This window comes from Herpetosiphon geysericola (assembly GCF_001306135.1).
In the GTDB taxonomy this organism is placed as follows: domain Bacteria; phylum Chloroflexota; class Chloroflexia; order Chloroflexales; family Herpetosiphonaceae; genus Herpetosiphon; species Herpetosiphon geysericola.
Map to the genome: position 1 here is coordinate 263,111 of NZ_LGKP01000025.1, position 18,728 is coordinate 281,838.

Annotated in this window: 15 protein-coding genes; 7 read left to right on the top strand and 8 right to left on the bottom strand. The window is 51.8% G+C overall.

Annotated elements, in window-relative coordinates:
- The first annotated feature begins 450 nt into the window (after nucleotides 1-450).
- On the top strand, nucleotides 451-1,785 hold the full coding sequence (locus SE18_RS16815) for a glutamine synthetase family protein (RefSeq protein ID WP_054535624.1): 1,335 nt from the start codon (nucleotides 451-453) through the stop codon (nucleotides 1,783-1,785).
- A 183-nt stretch (nucleotides 1,786-1,968) separates the two neighbouring features.
- On the opposite strand, the gene SE18_RS16820 is transcribed toward SE18_RS16815, so the two are convergent.
- From SE18_RS16820 to pfkA, 3 genes are all read right to left on the bottom strand, one after another.
- The gene (locus SE18_RS16820; protein ID WP_054535625.1) at nucleotides 1,969-3,390 is read right to left on the bottom strand and encodes a dihydroorotase; all 1,422 of its coding nucleotides are present in this window, start codon (nucleotides 3,388-3,390) and stop codon (nucleotides 1,969-1,971) included.
- A gap of 23 nt (nucleotides 3,391-3,413) precedes the next feature.
- On the bottom strand, nucleotides 3,414-4,208 hold the full coding sequence (locus tag SE18_RS16825; protein ID WP_054535626.1) for a DUF2270 domain-containing protein: 795 nt from the start codon (nucleotides 4,206-4,208) through the stop codon (nucleotides 3,414-3,416).
- A gap of 130 nt (nucleotides 4,209-4,338) precedes the next feature.
- A complete protein-coding gene (pfkA, locus tag SE18_RS16830) occupies nucleotides 4,339-5,334 on the bottom strand; it encodes a 6-phosphofructokinase (protein ID WP_054535627.1) in 996 nt (331 codons plus the stop codon).
- Nucleotides 5,335-5,941: 607 nt separating this feature from the next.
- Between pfkA and SE18_RS16835 the strand changes: the two genes are divergently transcribed.
- Entirely contained in the window at nucleotides 5,942-6,979 is a 1,038-nt protein-coding gene (locus SE18_RS16835; protein WP_054535628.1) for a hypothetical protein, read from the top strand.
- A gap of 166 nt (nucleotides 6,980-7,145) precedes the next feature.
- On the opposite strand, the gene priA is transcribed toward SE18_RS16835, so the two are convergent.
- Entirely contained in the window at nucleotides 7,146-9,635 is a 2,490-nt protein-coding gene (gene priA, locus SE18_RS16840; protein ID WP_054535629.1) for a replication restart helicase PriA, read from the bottom strand.
- Nucleotides 9,636-10,057: 422 nt separating this feature from the next.
- Here priA and SE18_RS16845 point away from each other — a divergent pair, with 422 nt between their 5' ends.
- The 3 genes from SE18_RS16845 to SE18_RS16855 all read left to right on the top strand — a co-directional run bounded on the left by SE18_RS16845 (nucleotide 10,058) and on the right by SE18_RS16855 (nucleotide 12,177).
- The gene (locus SE18_RS16845; protein WP_054535630.1) at nucleotides 10,058-10,450 is read left to right on the top strand and encodes a YybH family protein; all 393 of its coding nucleotides are present in this window, start codon (nucleotides 10,058-10,060) and stop codon (nucleotides 10,448-10,450) included.
- 2 nt (nucleotides 10,451-10,452) lie between these two features.
- Complete coding sequence (locus SE18_RS16850) at nucleotides 10,453-11,091, top strand: FMN-binding negative transcriptional regulator (RefSeq protein ID WP_054535631.1); 639 nt, start codon at nucleotides 10,453-10,455, stop codon at nucleotides 11,089-11,091.
- Between the two features lie 156 nt (nucleotides 11,092-11,247).
- On the top strand, nucleotides 11,248-12,177 hold the full coding sequence (locus SE18_RS16855; RefSeq protein WP_054535632.1) for a PDDEXK family nuclease: 930 nt from the start codon (nucleotides 11,248-11,250) through the stop codon (nucleotides 12,175-12,177).
- 60 nt (nucleotides 12,178-12,237) lie between these two features.
- Here the strand turns inward: SE18_RS16855 and SE18_RS16860 are convergent, their stop codons facing one another.
- Genes SE18_RS16860 through SE18_RS16870 form a run of 3 tightly spaced genes read right to left on the bottom strand, consistent with a single transcriptional unit; the run spans nucleotide 12,238 to nucleotide 14,412 of the window.
- Nucleotides 12,238-13,050, bottom strand: a complete 813-nt coding sequence (locus tag SE18_RS16860; RefSeq protein ID WP_054535633.1) for an ABC transporter permease subunit — start codon at nucleotides 13,048-13,050, stop codon at nucleotides 12,238-12,240.
- On the bottom strand, nucleotides 13,040-13,942 hold the full coding sequence (locus SE18_RS16865; RefSeq protein WP_054535634.1) for an ABC transporter ATP-binding protein: 903 nt from the start codon (nucleotides 13,940-13,942) through the stop codon (nucleotides 13,040-13,042). The genes SE18_RS16860 and SE18_RS16865 overlap by 11 nt, the downstream gene beginning before the upstream one ends.
- A 2-nt stretch (nucleotides 13,943-13,944) precedes the next feature.
- A complete protein-coding gene (locus SE18_RS16870) occupies nucleotides 13,945-14,412 on the bottom strand; it encodes a GbsR/MarR family transcriptional regulator (protein WP_054535635.1) in 468 nt (155 codons plus the stop codon).
- A 182-nt stretch (nucleotides 14,413-14,594) separates the two neighbouring features.
- Between SE18_RS16870 and SE18_RS16875 the strand changes: the two genes are divergently transcribed.
- Together SE18_RS16875 and SE18_RS16880 are read left to right on the top strand one after the other, a co-directional pair.
- Nucleotides 14,595-14,996, top strand: a complete 402-nt coding sequence (locus tag SE18_RS16875) for an ArsR/SmtB family transcription factor (RefSeq protein WP_054535636.1) — start codon at nucleotides 14,595-14,597, stop codon at nucleotides 14,994-14,996.
- On the top strand, nucleotides 14,993-15,928 hold the full coding sequence (locus SE18_RS16880; protein ID WP_054535637.1) for a cation diffusion facilitator family transporter: 936 nt from the start codon (nucleotides 14,993-14,995) through the stop codon (nucleotides 15,926-15,928). Before SE18_RS16875 ends, SE18_RS16880 begins: the two co-directional genes overlap by 4 nt.
- Nucleotides 15,929-16,054: 126 nt before the next feature.
- Here the strand turns inward: SE18_RS16880 and SE18_RS16885 are convergent, their stop codons facing one another.
- A complete protein-coding gene (locus SE18_RS16885; RefSeq protein WP_054535638.1) occupies nucleotides 16,055-18,670 on the bottom strand; it encodes a clostripain-related cysteine peptidase in 2,616 nt (871 codons plus the stop codon).
- Nucleotides 18,671-18,728: the final 58 nt, after the last annotated feature.

Genomic DNA, 18,728 nt, shown 5'->3' on the forward strand with positions numbered 1-18,728 from the left:
AGGTCAGAACGTTGTTTGATTATAGCATGGTCACCTCAGGCTGAGACGTTCGATTATGGCATAGCTTTCGGCCAAGGGGTTGATGATTACCACCCTTCCGTCCCTCTTCAAGATAGGAAACACAAGGGTAGGATGTTCAGAATCAGTCGTGGTCACCACCCTTCCGTCCCGCCTCAAGGCGGGAGACGCAGGGGGCTTTAATCCCCCTGCACCCCCTCAAGGAGATGGAATGGTCGTCAGGCATCTATCACTGAAGCACGGGATTGGTGGTTCGCCGCGCACCGAGATTACAACCTTCCCTTGAGAGGATAGGGTGAGGGAAGCAAGTATAATTCGGGCAACTTGCCCAATCGAGTAACGCGAATTTTTAGCCATTTTGCCCTATAATGAACAAACTCAACTGGGCTATCATGCACAGTGGCTAGGTGTCAGTGAAGGAGCATTCAGGCTATGCCAGTCACAAAAGAAGAAATTTTAGAAAAAATTGCTGAACAACGAGTCCAGTTTATTAATCTCCAATTTACTGACATTGTTGGGATTATTAAAAATGTGACGATTCCTGTTTCGCAAATTCACCAAGCCCTCGACCACGGCGTTTGGTTCGATGGTTCGTCGATCGAAGGCTTTGCCCGCATTGCTGAAAGCGATATGTATTTGGTGCCCGACCTCAACACCTACGCGGTGATTCCGTGGGAAAGCACCGGCGATTATATTACGGCGCGCTTTATTTGCGATGTTTTTACGCCCGATGACCAACCATTTGCTGGCGACCCGCGCCATGTGCTCAAACGCACTTTAGCCCAAGCAGCAGAATTGGGCTTTATCTACAATACTGGGCCGGAATTAGAGTTTTTCTTGTTTAAGCCTGGGCCAAACGGCGAGTTAGTGCCAATTCCGCACGATGCTGCTGGCTATTTTGATGTTTCAACCGATTATGCAACCCACATTCGCCGCCAAATGGTTGCTTCGTTGCAAACCTTTGGGATTAAAGTTGAGGCCAGCCATCACGAGGTGGCAATTGGCCAGCATGAAATTGATTTCGAGTATGGCGACGCCTTAACTATGGCTGATCATACAGTGACGTTTCGCACGGTGTTGAAGGCAATTGCCCAATTGAATGGCTTGCATGCCACCTTTATGCCCAAACCAATCGCTGGGATCAATGGGTCGGGCATGCACGTGCACCAGAGTTTGTCATCGATCGTGACGGGGCGCAACGAGTTCCATGATCACGAAACCAACAATTTATCGTTGTTGGCGCAGCATTTTACCGCTGGTTTGCTCGACCACGCTTTGGGCATGACCGCCGTGCTTGCGCCGTTGGTCAATTCGTACAAGCGGCTGGTGCCTGGCTACGAAGCGCCAATTTATGTGAGCTGGGGTCGCACCAATCGCTCGGCGCTCGTGCGTATTCCACGCATCAGCGCAGGCCGCTCGAACCAAGCAACCCGCATCGAATTGCGCTGCCCTGATCCATCTGCCAACCCGTATTTGGCTTTCTCAGTGATGTTGGCAGCAGGCTTAGATGGCATTAAACGCAAGCTCATGCCACCGCCCTCAGCCGAAGAAGATTTGTATCACGTTGACCCGATAGCGCGGGGCTTGAAAACCTTGCCTGTCTCGCTTGGCGAGGCCTTGGAAGAATTAAAGCGCGATAGCGTGATTCAAGAAGCCCTGGGCGAGCACATTTACGAGCGCTATATCGAGGCCAAAACCCAAGAATGGGATGCCTACCGCCGCCACGTCTCGCAATGGGAGCTTGACCGCTACCTGCCAATTTATTAGGCGTTGGGGTTCGGGGATTGGTTTATTGTTAACCGCGAAGAGCGCGAAGAACGCGAATGTTGAATTTGTTAGATGCCTAAATTGCGTTCAAATGCAATAGCACTCCAAAAATAACCTTCGCGCTCTTCGCGGTTTCAAACCTGAATCCTCTATGTCCTATGTTCTATGCTCTATGTTCTTGGGTTACTCTTCTTCGTCGAATACGCCGCTGAGTTTGCCGACGGCTCCACCATGTTCGCGGCGGCTGGCCTCACCAAATTGCTCGCGCCGAAAGACGATTTGGCCTTCGAGCATCGTCAACATCACTTGGCCCCGCATTTCTTGGCCCATCAAAGGGCTATTTTTGCCTTTTGAAGCCAAGGCCTCTGGCGTGACCGTCCACAGCGCCGCTGGGTCAAAAATCGTCAGTGTTGCTGGATCGTCTGGCCCTAACGAAATTGGCAGCACATCGATAATCGCCGCTGGGCCAATCGTCATGCGCGCAATCAACTCGACAATATCGATCTGCATGGTTTGCACCAAGGTCAGCACCATGGGCAAGGCCAATTCCAAGCCAGTAAAGCCTGGAGCAGCAAAGCCATATTCGCATTCTTTATCGACGTGGGTATGCGGGGCATGGTCGGTTGCGACGGCATCGATTGTGCCATCGCGTAAGCCTGCGATCAAGGCAGCAACATCTTCGCTGGCGCGCAATGGTGGGCTAACCCGAGTACGGGTATCGTATGGTGCTAATTGCGACGGATCGTAGGGGCCTTGGCCATCCCATGGCTCCATATTGCCCAGCACCCAGCGATCGGTCATGGTCAGGTGGTGTGGGGTAACTTCGGCGGTTACACGCACGCCGCGCGCCTTGGCAGCCCGAATCAATTCTACGCCGCCAGCAGTGCTAACATGGCAAATGTGCAAGCGTCCGCCAGTTTCTTCCGCCAAGGCAATATCGCGAGCGATCATCACCTCTTCGCCAGCAGCAGGCCAACCGCTCAAGCCCAAGCGCGTTGCGACCGCGCCCTCATTCATCGGCGCACCGCGCACAATGCTCAAATCTTCGCAATGGTTCATCACCGGGCGGCCAGTCATTTTGCTATAGAGCAATGCTTGGCGCATGATGTGAGCATCCCAAACTGGCGAGCCATCATCACTAAAGCCATGGGCGCCAGCTTCGGCCAATTCGATCAGTGGTGCAAGCACTTTACCTTCGCGGCCAAGGGTTACCGCACCGATTGGCAGCACATGAATTGGCCCATGGCGGGCGGCAATATCAAATTGTTGGCGAATCAGCGGAGCCGAATCGAGCGCAGGATTGGTGTTGGGCATTGGGCAAATCGTTGTGTAGCCACCACGCACCGCCGCATCCATGCCTGTGGCAATCGTTTCTTTGCCCTCGAAGCCTGGTTCGCGCAAGTGGGTGTGAATATCGATAAAGCCAGGGGTTACAAAACAACCAGAGGCATCGATAAATTCAACATCATCGCCATACGAATCGGGAGCCATGGCCAACTCGATGACCTCGCGCACCCGATTGTTTTCCAGCACCAAATCCCCGACGGTCGCAGTTTTGCGGGCTGGATCGATGATACAGCCATTTTTGATCACAATCCGTGACATGTAGAACTCCACTGATTGGGCGCTTATTCGTTTGGCGTACCGCTGCCCATTTTATCGCGGGCCTCGTTGCGACTTAGAATTTCGCCACTTGATTCTTGCGATTTTTCGCCTAGCCAGCCAAGCCAGACCAAGCCACCATTGAAGGCCAGCCCAAACAAGAGCATAAACCAACTTGGCAATGGCCCGACGGCAGCCCGATCATACACCTCAGTAAACGATCGAGCAATTGTGGGATGAATGCCAACTTTGGTGACCCAACTCAAAGCCAAGAGAGCAAAAATCCAAACATAATTGCGCCGCAAGCGCCGACTCATCGCTTCGATGACGCTGATGTTAAAGTGCGGCTCCATTAAATCTTGGGCCAAGAGTTCGCGCCAATGCGGCCCGCCGTTATCGCTATCCGGCTCGGGCGCAAGCATATCGGCAAAGAATTCGGTTTCCATCACCCGCACCCGCGTCCGCCACAAATCGTAAAAACGATAGCGCCGTGCCTCGATAAACAGAAAAAACATAATCAACAGCGAATTGAGCAGAATCATCACCGGGGTATTGCTGGCGCTGCTGAAGGCAAACGAAAGCGTTGCCCCAGTTGTCAGCACTGCCCAATTGGTCGTGCCATCGAGCCGCACCCGCCAGGTGTTGGCACGCGACAATTCGCCGCGATACAAGTGAACCAAGGCGGTGTTAAATTCGTTTGGCGTGAGTGGTCGGGTAATCGGCAGCGGCGCACGGGGCATTGGTGCGGCTGTGGTGACCCGTGGGCCACGCATGGTTGGTGGCTCCGTCGGGCTGGGCGGAATAAAGGTTGGGCGTTGCATAGCCAGTACCTTTTTGCATAAGAACATAGAACAAAGAGCATAGAACAACGTTTGGCTATGCTCTTTTTGCTCGGCGGATCAATAATCAATCCTCTGATCGCTATGTTCTATGTTCTATGCTCTTTGTTCTTTAGTAACGATCAAGAATTTTTGAAAGTTCGTAGAGCTTGGCATCAAGCACTTTGGGATTTGCCAGCACTTCATCATAGGGCGTGACGGTTAATTTGCGTGATTGCACGCCAACCAAACCGCCGTTCTTACCAGATAGCAAAAACTCGACCGCGCCCGAACCAAGCCGCGTCGCCAAGGTGCGATCAAAGGCCGATGGCGAGCCGCCGCGTTGAATATGGCCTAAAATGGTGGCTCGCGTGCGGAAGCTAAAGCTAAAGCCACTTTCCTCAGCATCGATTTGGTTAATTTGGTCTTGGATGGTTTGGGCGTTTAGGTGCGCGCCTTCGGCTGCCACAATCACGCAGTTGGTTTTGCCTTTGCGAAACGAACGTTTGATCACTTCGACCACATCTTCAATCGTTGTATCTGGAATTTCGGGAATTAAGATCGCCTCAGCGCCGCCAGCCAAGCCGCCCATCAAGGCCAAATAGCCAGAGTGACGACCCATAGTTTCGATGATAAAGGCCCGTTGATGCGATGAAGCTGTATCTTTAATTTTATCGATCGCTTCAAGCACCGTGTTGAGCGCGGTATCTGCACCGATGCTCATATCTGTGCCATACATATCGTTATCAATCGTGCCAGGCAGACAGATGGTTGGCAAGCCATGTTCGGCGGTCAGAGCAGCGGCCCCGCGCAACGAACCATCGCCGCCGATCACTACTAAGCCTTCGATCCCATGCCAGCGTAAATTCTCGATTGCTTTTTCGCGGCCTGCGGGAGTCATAAATTCGGGCGAGCGGGCGGTAAGCAGCATCGTGCCGCCACGTTGAATAATCCCGCCCACATCTTTATATTCAAGCCGACGCATATCATTTTGAATCAGGCCAGCATAGCCTCGATAGACGCCAAACACTTCACAACCTGCATGGAGCGCAGTCCGCGTGACAGCACGGATTGCGGGATTCATTCCTGGGGAGTCGCCACCACTGGTTAAAACGGCAATGCGATGCATGATCAAACCTCATTGAAGTTATTATGCTTGAAGCGGCGACATTGCCGTCGATGGCAGCCTTGCCATTGAGTTCAAAACACTTTTCGTAAAATCCACCAGACCAAGATCACACTCGCCACCAGAAACCCCAGAAAACCTAGCCCACTTACTGGAACGACAATGACGATTGAAGTTCGTCGAATTACAACCCACAAGACGATTGCGATTGCTACCCACAGGAGTAGTCGATTGGTTGACGATTTTCGCATATGTGCCTCGGCCTTGGTGCGCCCCATTATACCAAGAAGCGATTATTTCGGTGCTAATTGATTTCAGGGGTATCATGGCATTGTTCAATCCAAATAGCAAGCGTTTTCGTAGGGATGGGTTAGAACAAAGAACATAGAACATAGAGCATAGCAGAGCTACGCTTTTTAACGCAGAGACGCAGAGCATGGCAGGTTATCGGCTGATGGCTATTGCCTAACGGAACGATTTTTAGGATCTTTATGATCTATAGCCCAAAGCCAAGATCCATCTTTCCCTCTGCGCCTCTGCGTTAAATTTTGACTCCTAATCATTTTTGATTTTTGACTTTTGACTTCTAACTTTTACAAAGGGGTTTCGTATGCAATCGTCGCTTGATCGTTCGCAGCCGCGCTCGGCTCAAACTGCGCTCTGGCTGGGTATTGTGTTTAGTTTTGCTTTTACCGCGCTGATTTGGTGGGCGGGCCAGCGCTTGCACGCCATCGAAAAGCTGCCCGATCAAGGGGCAAGTTGGTACTACTGGCAATTGCCCAATCCAACCTTGTGGTCGCGGGTTACTGCATGGGGCGGCTACTTCTTGCATCAAGTGACGATTTGGGGCGCAATTTATTATGCCCAAACCCGGGTCAAAAAATATACCAACGGCTTGCAAGCGATCAATTGGTTTGCCCTTGGCGCTAATGCGTTGTTTATTGTGCTGCACTTTATCCAAACCCATTTTTGGTATGATGGCCTCGCCCAAGATGTGTCGATCTTCAGCTCGCAAGGCTCAGTCATTGTCATGCTGGTCTGGATTTTGTTGATGGAAAACAGCCGCCGTGGCTTGTTTATGGGCAAGCGGGCGCCAATTAGCAAGGAAATTGGCCGTGCTGCGCGTCAATATCATGGCTATGTCTTCTCGTGGGCAGCCATTTACACCTTCTGGTATCACCCAATGGAAACCAGCAGCGGCCACTTAGTTGGCTTTGTGTATATGTTCTTCCTGTTGCTCCAAGGCAGCCTATTTCTCACCCGCATTCACGTTAATCGCTGGTGGATGTTGACTCAAGAGGTGATGGTGTTGTTTCACGGCGCGATGGTGGCCTTCGTGCAAGCTGGGCCAACTGGCTTCTGGCCGATGTTCTTCTTTGGCTTTTTCGGCATTTTCGTCATCACCCAAATGCATGGCTTGGGCTTGAGCAAAGCTTGGCGCTGGCTGCTTGGCGGCGCTTATCTCGCCTTAGTTATCGGCATTTACACCTGGCGCGGCTGGAACAAAATCGATGAAATTGTGCGCATTCCAGTAATTGAATATGCCTTAGTCGCCGTGTTGGCATTGTTGATTTGGCTCGTCCTGCAAGCCGCCAAGCTGTTTACTCGCCGCAAAGCCGTTTTAGTGAGCGATGAGCAAGGAGCATAGAACATAGAGCATAGGCAGAAATTTAACGCAGCGGCGCAGAGCAATAACGTATGAAGGATGAGGGATGAAGGATGAACTTGATCCATGGCATTAGGGTAGTTCGTTGCTAAAACAGCTTCGCGATCTTTGTGCCCTTCGTGGTTTCATCCTTCGTGCGCTTCGTGGATCATAATAAACTGACCGGATCAACATCGATCGTCCAGCCAGCAGGAATCTTCAAGCCATGCAATAAATCGGTTGGGTCGGGCAAGCGCACCAAAATATGCCAGCGATAGAGATCGCGCACTTTTTGCAAAAAGGCTGGCGACGGCCCAATAATCGCCCAATCGCGAATCCGCCGCCGCTCTAGCTCTTCGCGCAGCTGAGTATCGAATTCGCGCACCACTCGCTCGACAGTTTTGCTCGATGGCGATTGGGTCATAAAGCGAATCAGGCGGCTAAATGGCGGGTAGTGGGCTGTCCGCCGAAAGGCAATTTCCTCACGATAAAATTGGCGATAGTCGTGTTGGGCCGCTGCCTGAATTGCATAATGTTCAGGATTATAGCTTTGGATGATGACCTGCCCGCCGCCAGCCCGCCGTCCAGCTCGTCCCGCCACTTGGGCCAACAGCTGAAAGGTACGTTCGCCCGAACGAAAATCGGGCAAATTCAAGGCCGTGTCGGCGGTAATTACGCCAACCAACGTCACCAACGGCAAATCGAAGCCCTTGGCAACCATCTGGGTGCCAACCAAAATATCGGCTTCGTGCTGGGTAAATTGGTTGAGCAAGGCTTCGTGCGAGCCTTTGCGCCCAGTTACATCACGATCCCAGCGCATCACCCGCGCTTCAGGATAGAGCAATTTAACTTCTTCGACCACCCGTTGCGTGCCAACCCCAAAATCGCGAATGCGGGTGCTAAAACAGCTTGGGCAATTGCGCGGCACCCAATCGACATGGCCACAATAATGGCAGCGCAACGTCGGCGGCGCATTCGGCTCGCCCTCGGTTCCGTGCACCGCCAAGGCCACCGCACAACGCGGGCACTGAATCGTCGTGCCACAATCACGGCACATCACAAACGAGGCAATGCCACGCCGATTCAAAAATAAAATGGTTTGTTCGCGCTTTTCCAGCGTGCGTTGAATTGCGCTTTGCAATGGGCGGCTAAACATCGAGCGCACCCCAGCCTTCAGCTCGCTGCGCATATCGACGATCTGCACTGGCGGCATGGGAATCGGATCAGCTTTGGTTACGCCAGCCACCGTTTTGCGCCCAACTCGTTCGTGCAATTCGAGCACGGCGTATTTGTTGATTTGTACGGCGTAGGCACTTTCTAATGATGGCGTGGCGCTGCCCAAAATCAGCACAGCGCCCGCTAATTCTGCCAACTTCACCGCCAAATCGCGGGCGTTGTAGTAGGGCGTGGCCTCGTGTTTAAACGAATGTTCATGTTCTTCGTCAACAATAATTAATTGCAATTTGCCCAGCGGCGACCAAATTGCCGAGCGCGATCCAATCGCCACTTGGGCAGCGCCACGCCGCAAACGCCGCCATTCGTCGTAGCGCTCGCCAACGCTCAGTTCCGAGTGCAACACCGCCAATTGCTCGGGAAAGCGCGCCGCAAAACGCCGCACCAGTTGCGTGGTGAGGGCAATTTCTGGCACCAACACCAAGGCTTGTCCGCCATTGCGTAGTGCTCGGCCAATCGCCCGCAAATACAGCTCGGTTTTGCCACTACCAGTTACGCCATGCAACAAAATTGGTTTGGCTTTGCCTGTGCGGCTTGCTAAATCTTGGGCCTCGACAATTTGGCGCCAACCCCGTTCTTGCTCAAGCGTCAGTTCTGGCGGAAACTCCAAGGCTGGAATGCGCCCAAGCAGCGGGTCGCGTCGCACCTCAACTTGCTCAAGCTGAATCAAATTACGCAAGGCCAAGCTGCGCAGATGGCTCAAGCTTGCGCCAACATCACGCAACTCAGGCAATAGAACCATTTCGCCATCAAGCGCTTGCTCCAAAATTGCTTGATAAATTGCCGCCAAACGCGGCGCTTTGCTCAATTCGGCCAAGGCTTCGGCAGGGGTGGTGCTGGTTGGTTGCACGCTCCATTCGCGTTTTGGTTTGGCCGCTGGCCGCGAAACCAAACTACCCAATGCAATCAAGCCCCGTTCATGCAATTCGGTATAACTGCGGCGCAGATCAGCGTCCGAGCCACGCAAATCAACGCGCAGCTGGCGTTCGCTTTGCTCGCCAACGCGCCGCAGATGAAACAAAATCGCCCGTTCGCGCTCATCAAGCACGCCAAGTTCGATTTTCTGGCCGTGCTCGGTTGGGCGCCATGTACGCTCAATTTCTTGCTTCACACCTGGCGGCATAGTCAATTGCACCGCATCCCACAGCCGCACGGCCTGCGTTTGGCTAAACCATTGCGCCAAGGCCAATTGAGCTGGGGCGGCAATCGCTTCGGGGTCGGCATGTTCAAGAATATCGCGCACCACAAAGCCTTGGGGCCGTTGGGTGCTAAATTCTAAAACGACGCCTTGCACTCGCCGCGGCCCAAGCGGAACCCACACCAAAGCTCCAACGCTCAACGGGCGGAGCTGCGGCGGCACGGCATAGGTCAAAATCGCCTCAGGGTTATCGGGCAAATAGGCATTGAGCGCAACGTGGGCATACATAGCAGTGGGATTGCTTCCTTCACACAAAACAACGCAAATCTATCATAGCACATCCTTGCTAGCCCATTTTTAATGAATTATGAGGGATCAAAACAAAAGTCAAAAGGCAGAAGTCAAATAGTGATCAGGGATCAGTTGTTAGGGGCTAGGGATCAAGCTAAAGATTGGGCTTTTTGCTATGGGAACAACATCAAGCAAATCTGTGGCAATCTGTGGCTAAAATATACTTATTCGTGGAATTCGTGGCTAAAAACAGTCTTCGCGTGCTTTGCGGTTACGATACTTCGTGTCCTTCGTGGATCAATCCGTTAACGCAGCGGCGTAGAGAGTGAATGAACCTTTCTTGGGCGCTTAATTCAGTCAAGAGGCGGTACAATCGACTGGAATTAATTGGCATAATGGAAGCGATCAAGGAGGAAGCAATGCTCGACGATCAAACCCTTATTCGCCAATTGGTAACGACATGGATTGAAGCAACCGAAGCAGGCGATATTAACAAAATCTTGCCTTTGTTGGATGATGAAGTGATTTTTTTGGTCGCAGGCCAAGCCCCAATGCGCGGCAAGCAGGCCTTCGCCGCCGCCTCAGCAGGGTTAAGCCAATTCAAGCTCAAGATCGCGTTTGAAATTCAAGAAATTAGGCTCAATGGCAAATGGGCCACTTGCTGGAACCAACTGCGGGTGCAGATTCAGCCACCCAATGGCCAAGCGCCAATTGTTCGCGCTGGCGATAGCTTTTCGTTGTGGCAGAAGCATGCCCACGGTTGGCTCTTGCTGCGCGACGCGAATATGCTCCAAACATTAAAGGAGGATTGACGATGTATCTACCCAAACATTTTGCCGAGCCACGCCTCGAAGTGTTGCAGGAATTAATCCAATGCCAACCCTTGGCAACAATTATTACGCTCAATCAAAATGGCATCAACGCCAATCACATCCCGCTTTATCTCGATCCGCAGGCTGGCGAATTTGGTACGCTCTACGGCCATGTGGCGCGCGCCAACAGCATCTGGCAGGAGCATACGTCGCAACACGAAATATTGGCAATTTTCCATGGCAGCGATAGCTACATCACGCCAAGTTGGTATGCTAGCAAAGCCCAAACTGGCAGGGTTGTGCCAACCTGGAACTATGCAGTCGCCCATGCCTATGGCCAGTTGCAGGTTATTGACGATCCGCAATGGCTGCGCCAACAACTTGAACACTTGACCAACCACAATGAAGCATCATTTGAGCATCAATGGCAAGTTGGCGATGCGCCCCACGAGTATACCGAAGCCTTACTTAAGGCGATTGTTGGGATCGCAATTCCAATTACCCGCTTGTTGGGCAAATGGAAGGTTAGCCAAAACCAGCCTCATGCCAATCAACAAAGCGTGATTGCAGGCCTAGAGGCCAGCAACGAACCTACAGCAGCAGCAATGATTGAGCTGATCAAACAACGCCAATCATCGTGACGCTGCGCTAGGCTGATTAATGTAAGCTGCTATGGATTGTTAGACCGTTGCTTGAGAATACCTAGCAGATTAATGCGTGCTTCATTGACCCACCGCGCTTACTTATTAGCCCTGGGGTCATTTCATTTGGCATTCTTTTTATGAAGGAGTATGGCTATGCCTCAACGCTTATGGCTCCGCCGCTGGGCAAAATTCCAAGCACTCGGCTTGTCCGCTGCAATCTTAGCCGCCTGTGGTACGAACGCAACCGCAGATCGCACAATTGCGCTCGCGACCGTCCCACCAACTGCAACCGCAACAAGCGCGCCAACTGATGTTCCAGCAACCGCAACAAGCGCGCCAACCGCCGCCGCAACCAGTGTGCCAAGCGTGCCACCCAAAACCATAACCATCGAGCCAACTGCAAGCCCAACCTTTACGCCTGAGCAAGCAGAACTTGAACGCCGCTTTCGCGCAGCAGTCAGCGATGCTGAAATTGCCGAAGCCAGCGAAATTTACGATCAACTGACGGTCATCGATGCCAATAATCGCAACCTTGTGCGCGATGAAGCCACAGGTCGGGTGTTGGTTGCAACCTGGACATCGTGGAATGGCTATGATGGCTTGGTTGGCCAAGAAACCACAACCACCCGCGAAACATGGGTCAGCATCGTGCCCGAAATGCAAAATTTTTGCAAAGCCTATACTGCGACCGCTGATGTACCATTGACCTTACGCTTGGAGCAACTGCTCGGCTTGCCCGCCAATAATGGCAAAAATCGGATTGTGCATTTGTGGGTTCCCGCTGAAGATCTCTTTCGCCCAAGCCCCGACCCAGAAATTACCGATAGCGTTGCCCAACTAGAAATGCCTGAAGCCAGCGCGTTTCCATCGCAACAAGACTATGAATTTAGCCGCGATTGGTTTAATCTCCAACGCAGCCTTTCGTATGATGCGCAAAATGGCTATCCTTGGACGCGCCTTGGTTATACCTATGATTGGGGTAATCTGCAAAGTGAAGTTGGGTTGAGCGAGTTTGTGGTTTGGGCCAAAACAACCGTCAAAGTCGAGAGTGTTACCCAGAACGAGGCTTATTGCCAACCCTAATCTCAAATAAAGCCCGCCGTTGGATCAACCAAGCGCACATCAACGGCGGGCTGGCAGCGATTAAACTGCTACGTCGCGGCGTTCAAACAGCTTGACTGCTGCAAAACCACACAGCACAATTACGCTGCCCAAGACCAAAAACGGCAGATAGTGAAAGCCATGTTTCAGCGGTTGATTGTAATCTGCATAATAAAATGGCGAAAGTTTTTGCAACGGCACGAGCCAATCGATCACGCTGGCCAGCGAATTCACAAAGTAGCCAATCACGGCTAAAATTGTGGCCACCGCCATGCTCAATGCCCGCTTGCCAGTTGCCGCGCCAATCAGCAAGGCGATCGCCCCAAAACACAAGGCCATCAAGCTCATGTTGAATGAGGCAGCGCCAAGTTCGGCTGCCCCAATCTGCATATCCAACAGCACAACGCCAAGCCACAAGCTGAGCCACGTAATCAGGCCCATCGCCAGCGCAAGCACGCTCAAGGCTGCAAAACTTTGCCAAACAATTGTCGAGCGTCGAATTGGATGGGCCAAGATCAGGTCAAGTGTGCGCGCCTCTTCCTCGCCAGCAATCACCCGCGAGCCAAGCCCGATTGTAAAAATCATGACGATCAGCGGCAGCATAAAGCCAAATAAGCGGCCTTGAATATAGCCTGCTGGCGTGGTCAAATTGGCAACATCGGTCACTCCAAAGGCCGCCAACATCTCTTTGGGCATGGCTTCCATTGCTTTGGTAAGCTGTTCGCTGGTTTCTGGGTTGTTCATCGCTGGGTAAAAACCAATCAGCACAGTAACCAACGTGATAATGCCCAAGCCCCACCACAGCAGCGAGCGCCGACGTTCGTAGATGGTTTTGCTAAAAATATTACGCAACATCACTTACCTCGCCTTTGTAATAGGCCAAGAAAATATCTTCCAGATCGGTCGCTTGGCTCACTAAATCGCGCAATTCAAATTGGGCTGCGGTTTTGATCAACTGGTCAATCGAGCCAGTTACTGCGCAATGCACATGGTTGCCAATCACCTGTAAATCGTCAATATTCGGAATGTGATCAAACACGCTAGGCTCAATTGGCTGGGCAAAATAGAGATCAAGCGTGCGCCGCGCCCGTGCCTTGAGCGCCTTAACCGTATCAATTGCCAATAATTTGCCAGCCCGAATAATCCCGACGCGATCGCAAATATGCTCAACTTCCGACATCACATGCGACGAGAGAAAAACCGTGCGCCCAGCGTTTTTGGCTTCGAGCACCAGTTGATAAAAGGTTTGTTGCACCAACGGATCAAGCCCGCTCGTCGGTTCGTCGAGAATCAGCAGTTCTGGCTGGCCCATAAATGCTTGTACCAAACCAACTTTTTGCTTATTGCCCTTGGATAAGCTGCGAATTGGCCGTTTTAAATCCAGCTCTAGGCGTTCGGCTAGTTGTTTAATTGCTGTTTGGCTGACATTGCCGCGCAACTGAGCAAAATAATGCAGCATTTCGCTGCCCGTCATTTTTTCATACATCACCAATTCGCCAGGCAAATAGCTAATTTTCTGGTGAATCGCCAGCGAATCGCGCTGCGAATCGAGGCCAAAAATCTGGGCACTGCCACTGGTTGGCCGAATAAAATCCAAAATCGTTCGAATCGTCGTGGTTTTGCCTGCGCCGTTTGGCCCCAAGTAGCCAAAGACTTCACCTTGCAACACCTGCAAATTCAAATTATCAATACCGCGATTTTTGCCATAGGTTTTGCTTAGGTTCGTGGTTTGAACAACCGTGGTCATGGTTATTCCTTTCGTTCGTTACGCCATTTTTCAATCAGCAACGGTAATTCACGCTCAAAAAAAGCATATAGATCGTGCATTTCGCGCAGCCGTGCGCCCTCGTGACCTTTAGGATCGTTTAACAACGCCAAGCCTTGGTTAGCCAGCTCGCGAAATGACCCAACCGCTTGAAATTGTTGGGCCAGCAAATCGGCCCATGTTCCTTCGCGAATCTCAAAATAATCGCGTCGTTCGCCTGGAATTGTGGTTTTGTTGATCAGGCCAATGTGCAGCAACCAGCGGGTCATGGTGCTAATCGAGCCTTTGCTGGCGCTCAACACTTGCGCAAGCTCAGTTGCATTTTGCTGCGGCGGATCGCAAACCAACAACCAGCCCATAATTCGTCCAGCCATGCGTGGTATGCCTCCAGCTTTTTCGTAAAAAACCGCAATCCGTTCTGCATACGCCAAACGTGCTTGTAGATTATCCATAGCGCTACTCGATTCTGTTCAGTCCTGATTAAATAGAATCTAGCACGTTCAGTAAGTTCAGTCAAGATTGAACTGATTGAATATGATACGTGGTCTAAAACAAAAGGTTGCAAACTACTTGACGAAGCGCAAACGATTTGATAATTTAGCAATTGTGCAATCGTTTATGTGAGGTTTGGCTGATGCATGACCATAATCACGACGGCATTAACCCGGCCATGGTTGAGCGCGGGCGGCAAATGCTGCATGATGACGAGAGCTATTTTTTGATGGCCGAAACCTTTCGGGCCTTGGCTGATTCGACGCGGGTTAAAATTGTTGGCTGTTTGCTGGAGCAAGAGCTATGTACCGCCGATTTGGCGGCGATTCTGAATTATTCCGAGTCGGCGGTATCGCAACATTTGCGGGTGCTCCGCCAATTGCGCTTGGTCAAACAACGCCGCGAGGGCAAATTGGTTTTTTATAGCCTCGACGACGACCATGTGCGGGTGCTGGTGCTCGTTTGTCTGAATCATATTCGCCATGGCTCAACGCCTGATCCATCGGTTGCGCCAATTTTAGCTGTGTTGGAGGAAGAACGATGAGCGGACATCACGACCACGGACATCATCACCATCATAGTGTGCCCGCCGATGCAGGTGGGCGCCTGATTTGGGCCTTGGCAATTACCTTTGGCTTTGTTGGGGTCGAAATTGTGGCTGGTTTGTGGGCTAATAGTTTGGCGTTGCTCACCGACGCTGCCCACAACGCCAGCGATGTACTGGCCTTGCTGATTAGCTGGATTGCGCTGTGGCTCACGCGTCGTCCGGCGCATGCGCGCAAAACCTTTGGCTACCATCGGGCTGGCATTTTGGCGGCCTTCGTCAATTCGTTGACCTTGGTTGGCATCGCCTTGGGCATTGGCTGGGAAGCGATCGAGCGCTTGCAAAACCCGCTCGAAGTTGATGCACCAATTATGATTGGGGTTTCGTTATTGGCGGTGCTGGTCAATGCTGGTACGGCGTGGCTCGTGCATCGGGGTAGCGAAAACGACCTCAATCTGCGTAGCGCTTTTGTGCATTTGATGGGCGATGTACTTTCGACGATTGGTGCAACGATTGCAGGAGCTGTGATCTTCTTTACCGATTGGCGCTGGCTGGATCCATTGGTTTCGGCCTTGATTGCTGGCTTTATTATCTGGCATGCCTGGCAAATTCTGCGCGATTCGATTGATGTGTTGTTGGAAGCAACGCCACGGGATATTGATGTTGACAAAGTGGTCAGCGATTTGCAAACCATTCCTGGCGTGCAGGCGATTCACGATTTGCATATTTGGAGCATTACCGCCAGCATGCGCGCGCTCTCGGCTCATGTTGTGACCAACCAACAAGATCCACAGCGCAGCCCGCAATTGATTAACGCAATCAATGAATTGCTTTGCCATAGCTATAACATTGGTCATGCCACCTTGCAACTTGAATGTTCGTGCAACACGCCGCAACTGTATTGCACGCTGACTGAGCAACACCAACATTGAAAAGGATGAATTATGAAGGATGAGGGATGAAGGTAAAAGGCAGAATTAGGAGATGTAGGCTGGCCTTGGCTTCGTGGTAAGCCCTCGCTCATTGGAATGGGCGAGGGCTTAGGTTTAGGGTATTAATTATTGCTGAACGGCGGGCATAAACACCTGATGAGTTGGCAAAAATGGCTGTGGCTCTACGAAGATTGGGCGAGCTTGCCTGCTGCTTACGACTTCCTGATTGCGCCCAGTTTGTGGGTTGGGCATAGCCGTAAACAAATAGCGACTGCTATCGGTGCTGCTCACTTGAACAAGATATTCGCCAGCTATGGGAGTTGAGCTATAGCTGATCTGATCAATTCCGTTGCTGGTTGCTTGTTGGGTTGGCGCAGTCCAAATGTAGGGTTCCCACGCGTGCAAGTTGCTGTTGCCAACTTGGCTTTGCAGCTTAAAGGTTTGAGCTTGCTGGCGTTTGAGCGTAAAGCGAAAAACGTGTTTTTGGCTTTGATTGATCGTTGCTGGCAAGGGCGCATAATTTGTTCGTACAATTGCCGGAATGAGGCTTGAGCCGTTGGCCGATGTTCCCCAGATATACAACAGCACAGCGCCTGGCTCCAAGCCTGCAAGGCTCATCTCCACATTGGGCAAACTAAGCTGATTAATCGTGGTTGTCGCACGTAAAATGGGAGTTTGCAGACGTGGGTTGCCAGCACTCGCTTGATATTGATAGGCTTGGATAAGCACACTTGAAATTGGTTTACCGCTGCCTGCCTGTTGTTGCAGATTTAAGGTGAGGGTTGGGCTATTCGATAATTGCAGATTATTGTGGGTGTTGGCATTGATGATTGGGCGGCGCAGCGTGCTGGCGCTAATGCTGATCGAGCGACTGAGTAGATTATTATTTTCGTTACTTTCTTGCACATGCTGGCCGCTATCGCCAATAACCCGCACGCTATACACCCCAGCTGTGGTTGGTTGCCAAATTTTTTGGGCATAGATGCGTTGGCTGCCTGGGTTGAGATTGGTTAATTGCAGGCTATCACTAAATACCAGCGTGCCATTGCGGACTACCTCAAAGCGTAAATCGCTGCGTTGTACAGCGCGGCTGAGATTCAAGCCTACATTCAAACGAATTGCTTCATTAACTGCTAAGTTGTTTTCGCTTGGGCCAAGTTGGCTAAGGCTGATGTCGGCGCGTGGCGTGGCTTGATCACGGGTCGCAGGCAAACTTGGAGTACAGAGCGCAGTTTGCAAATTAATATCGCGCCAATATTCCTGAAACACCTCATCCCAGCCATTGCGCTGGCCGAGATCGGCTAAAAACGCCAAGGGGTTGGGATTATCAGGCTGGGTTGCATCATCATGATACCAGTGGGCATGCCAGCTTAATTCGGTTGCGCCAGTTACGGGCAAGCCTTGTAAATCGGCGTATAAACTCAAGCCAGCAGCGTCATCGTCCATGCTCAGCGCACTTGGGCCATCGAATATCCATTGGCTTGGCGTTGGGTCGAACCATGGATAATCGTTATCGGCGACGCGATAGACCACAACCATCGAAGTACCAGAGCTATTGCGAATCCGGTCGCGGGTTTGAAGGGCCAAGTTGGCAATCTGTGGATTGAGATTGCTAAAGGTTTGGCTCAGGGCGTGGGCAAACGTCCGCAGATCAACCAAGCCATCAGGAGCATCGAGTTGCCAATCGCTTGGCTCGCAATAGGTTAAATCGTATTTTTTGCTTTGAAGGTAGGCATTGAATAAGGCCGTGCGAGTTGCTGGGCGTTGGTTTGGGTTGAGCAAACTCAGATAGATTGCATTCGAGAGCATATCCCAACTTGTTTTCAAGCCAGCCAATTGATCGGCGGCGATTATGCTCAAAATGCGTGGATGATCCGTGCTGGGCAGTTGATTGTGATAGGTGTTGACGATGTGCTCGGCCATTTGCAACGAGCTTGGGTTGCTATTTAAGCCAATTAAGGCATTGCCGGGCATGGTTGGGTCGAAAAAAGCATAATTGGGCGAAGCAGTGAGATAGTCGGCGTATGGGGCTAGCGGATATAAAGCCTCAATCGAGCCAGCAAAACACATCAGCACATCGAGCACCGCAAAGCGTGGGCCGACTGGGGCGGCAATTGCCAAGGCCAAGGCCAAATCGTTGGGCGAGAGCGCGCTATAGGCGGCGCTGCTTGGTAAAGTATGGTCGGTTACATCGGCGTTGGCACCGATGCGGGTGGGCAAGGGTGGCAAATTAATGCTGGCTGGGCGTTCTGGATCGCTAATCGCCGCAATCTCGATATCGGGCATGACGGGCACGCCATGGCCGATGTAACTGAGGGTATAGATTTGGGCAAGGAAGCTGCTTTTGGCCCAGAGCAAAAAGCCCCCCAAGGTTTTGCCATCGGTCAGATCATATTCTTTCAGGTTGCTATCGACGTTGCCATCGCGATCTGGTAGGCCGATGAGCGTGTTGACATTGCCATTCTGGACAACCCGCACATGGGTATCGCCCATGCCGCTTAGGTCGGTCAGCACAATTGCGGTGAGGTTGGGCTGGCCGACGGTTGCATTGGTGATGCTGGTGAGCGTTTGGGCATAGTAGGGGGTTAAATTCATTGGGCTATCAAGTCGATTATCGTAGGCCAAGATGTAGATGGCGACCAATGGCGCTGCTTGGGGTGCTGCATGGCTCACGATTGGCGGGAGCATGGCACTCAGAAGTAAACCGATTAGCAAGCAACACCGAAGCAGACGCGTTTTCATCGAATAATCCTCCGCAAACGCCAACGCCTGCCCAAGCCACAATTGGCTGAGCAAGCGT